Annotated in this window: 1 protein-coding gene; it reads right to left on the bottom strand. The window is 48.9% G+C overall.

The features are described 5' to 3' along the window. The coding region (locus AB6E51_RS24135; RefSeq protein ID WP_372140278.1) for a VCBS domain-containing protein at positions 1-3,064 on the bottom strand (3,064 nt) is incomplete at both ends.

Below are 3,064 nucleotides of genomic sequence, written 5' to 3'. Positions count from 1 at the left end.
TCTGGGGTAAACGTAAACGTACCATCGGCATTGTTTAGAATAGAGCCATGGTCAGCATGCAGGTTTTCAATGGTTAGTTTACCGGCGTCATTGGCATCCACATCGACGGTATTCGCTAATAGTTGCGCGGTGGTTAAGGTTTGGCGTGTATCTTCACTGCCATTTGCAAGCACCACTTCAGATGAACAGTAAGGTCTGTCGTTACTGCCGTGAATGGTGATGACAATATCGTGTGTTGTACCATCTTTTGAATGGACTGTAATCGTATCGGTTAAGCTTTGCCCTTCACCAAGTTGGTCAATTGCAGTGCCACGCGTTGTGGGTCTAGCACCTATACCTGATAGATGCCCAGCATCGGCATGGTAATGCCAGGTGCCATCGGTGAGTAAGATTAGATCGCCATAGGTGCCGTGATAGTCGTAACCATTGCTGCCTTGGCGTTCAAACCCTGACTCGCCTACATCGGGGTCTGTGATGGTCAGCTTGCCATCAGCATAGAGTGTTGTATTGCCAAGTGTGGCGATGCCTGAGTGAGCATAGTCGGGTGACATGTCGACACCCGCGCTGTTTTCGGTTATTGAACCAGTATCAACGCCAGCGATTTGGGCAGCATCGCCAACAGCCGAGAGCGTCGTTGATGCGCCAGTGTGTGTTGTACCACCATGCGCGTCTTTCACATCGTAGGTGAAGTGGACGCTGCCGTTGTAATTGTGGCTTGGAGTGAAGGTGAAGGTTCCATCGTGATTGTCTTGAATCGAGCCATGGTCAGCATGCAAATTAGCGATAGTGAGCTTACCTGCATCGTTGGCGTCTACGTCAACAGTATTAGCGATTAGCTCGGTTGCTGTGATGGTTTGAGCAAGATCTTCTTTACCGCTGTTCAGTTGCACTTCACCAGAACAATACGGACGGTCGTTATCGCCATGAACGGTGACAACAATATCGTGAGTGGTGCCATCAGCCGATTTGACGGTGACAGTATCCGTTATCGATTCACCTTGGCCGAGGTGATCAATCTTTCTACCTGTTGCGTCTTGGCCTATGGAAGCGTAGTAGCTCCAATCTCCGTTACTCTGAAGTATGACACGACCATGAGTGCCGTAATAAACGCCGGTTTGGGCATGGCTTTCACCGGAGTCTGGATCAACAATGTTCAGGTGACCATCAGTGTGTATTTCGTCGTTCCATAATTTGCCGATGTTTCCATGCATATGATCTGGTGAGCGATCATCGACGTAGCCACCAGACATTGTACCATCTGGTGCTGTATAGGTATGCCCTTCATGAACATCTCCAGTATAGACACCGCCGATAACGGCAGAATTATTAACCCCTGTAATCGTTATTGAGAGGTTTTGAGTGCTGCTCGCATTATGCTCGTCTGTGACTGTTACTGGAACAGTCAATGTCTTCGTGACACCTGATGCTAACGATTGATAGCTAGAGTGAGCAGGATCGAAGCTATAACTGCCGTCCGGATTAACCACCAAGCCATCAATCTGCGGTGCGCTGTAAGTCAAGGCCGCACCGGTATCAATATCTTGGCCAACCATTTGTCCATTTAGAACGCTTCCACCTTCAGTCACTGAGTGGGACTGAGCATTGATGGTTGGGGCATCGTTGGTACCATGAACCGTTAGCTCTATCGTGTGTGTTGTACCATCTGCTGAGCGTATAATGGCTGAATCGTGTTTAACTTCGCCTTGCGCTAAGTTCTGTATATTGCGGTTGTCGAGGGTATAGGTGTAGTGACCGTCGCGCATGAGCAGTATGTGCCCACCCAGTTTGGTGTCGTAGCCAATACCTTGATAGGTTTGTGAGCCTATATTCGGATCAAACTGTGCCTCTCCCTTATCAGGGTCTTGGATGTTTAATCTGCCGTCGTAATGCAGTTGGTAGTGGGTATCTATATAGCCGCGATCTTCAGTTACTCCCCGTAAGTCTGCATTGGCTTGTGCGTCGGTAATAATCGCGTTATCTGGAGTTGCGATAAGATCAAACTTAGCTTGAGTGCTGACGCTGCCCCCATGGCCGTCAACCACATCATAGGTGAGTCGAATCTCACCATTGAAATCTTTATCTGGCGTGAAGGTATAAGTGCCATCTTTATTATCAGTCAGGCTACCGTGTGTCGCTTGCAAATTTGTCACGTGCAATACATCGCTACTATCCACATCGCTTGCATGTGTTAGCAAGTCAGAAGCCTTGATGGTTACGGGTTGATCCTCTTTACCCGCAGGAAGCTGAGTCCACGCACTGACAATTGGTTTGTCGTTGCTGCCTTGCACATCGATAACGACTTTATGAGGGACTGTCGCTCCTGTTGAATCGGTAGCGGTGATCCAGAATGATTCAGACTGATGTTCACCAGCCGCGAGTTTATCCGCGGCACCGCCGGTTGAATTGTCTAGCTGATAGTGCCAATGACCATGCTGATCAATCGACAGCGTTCCCCATTGACCTTGGGGTTGATTGATTGCCCACGTAACGGTGTCGGACTTATCTATATCAGTCGCGATTAAGCTCCCTGTCGCATCGGGGTTTCCTGCCGTGTTCAAGCCCTGTTCGATCACCGCGCCACTTGAGGTACCTGAGATAGTAGGGCGGTCATTGGTGCCATTAATCGTGACTTTTATGGTGGAAGGTGTGCCATCGATGGACGAGACAGTAAAGGTTTCTTCGACCTTATCGCCGACATTCAATTGGTTAAACGCGTTGTTGGCTGTGAATGTCCAATGACCATTAGCGTCAATAGTCAGGTTACCGTTGGTGCCTCCAATGGAATCCGGTGTAAATGTATTATCTGGGTTATCGACGTCGGTACTGGTCAATGTTCCTGATGTTGTTACCGCTTTGTCGGTTTCATCGATGGCGACGGTCGCACTACTGACAGTAGCGGCGTCGTTAGTCCCGTTAATCGTCACTTTGACCGTTGACGTTGTGCCATCAATAGACGAGATAGTGAAGGTCTCTTCGACCTTATCGCCGACATTCAATTGATTAAACGCACTGTTAGCGGTGAAGAACCAATGACCATTGGCATCAATAGTCAGGTCACCGTTGG

Origin of the sequence: Vibrio sp. 10N.247.311.47, assembly GCF_041467535.1 — a bacterium.
Lineage (GTDB): Bacteria > Pseudomonadota > Gammaproteobacteria > Enterobacterales > Vibrionaceae > Vibrio > Vibrio crassostreae_C.
The sequence above is the reverse complement of the archived record's forward strand: the minus strand, read 5'-3'. Positions and strand labels throughout refer to the sequence as shown.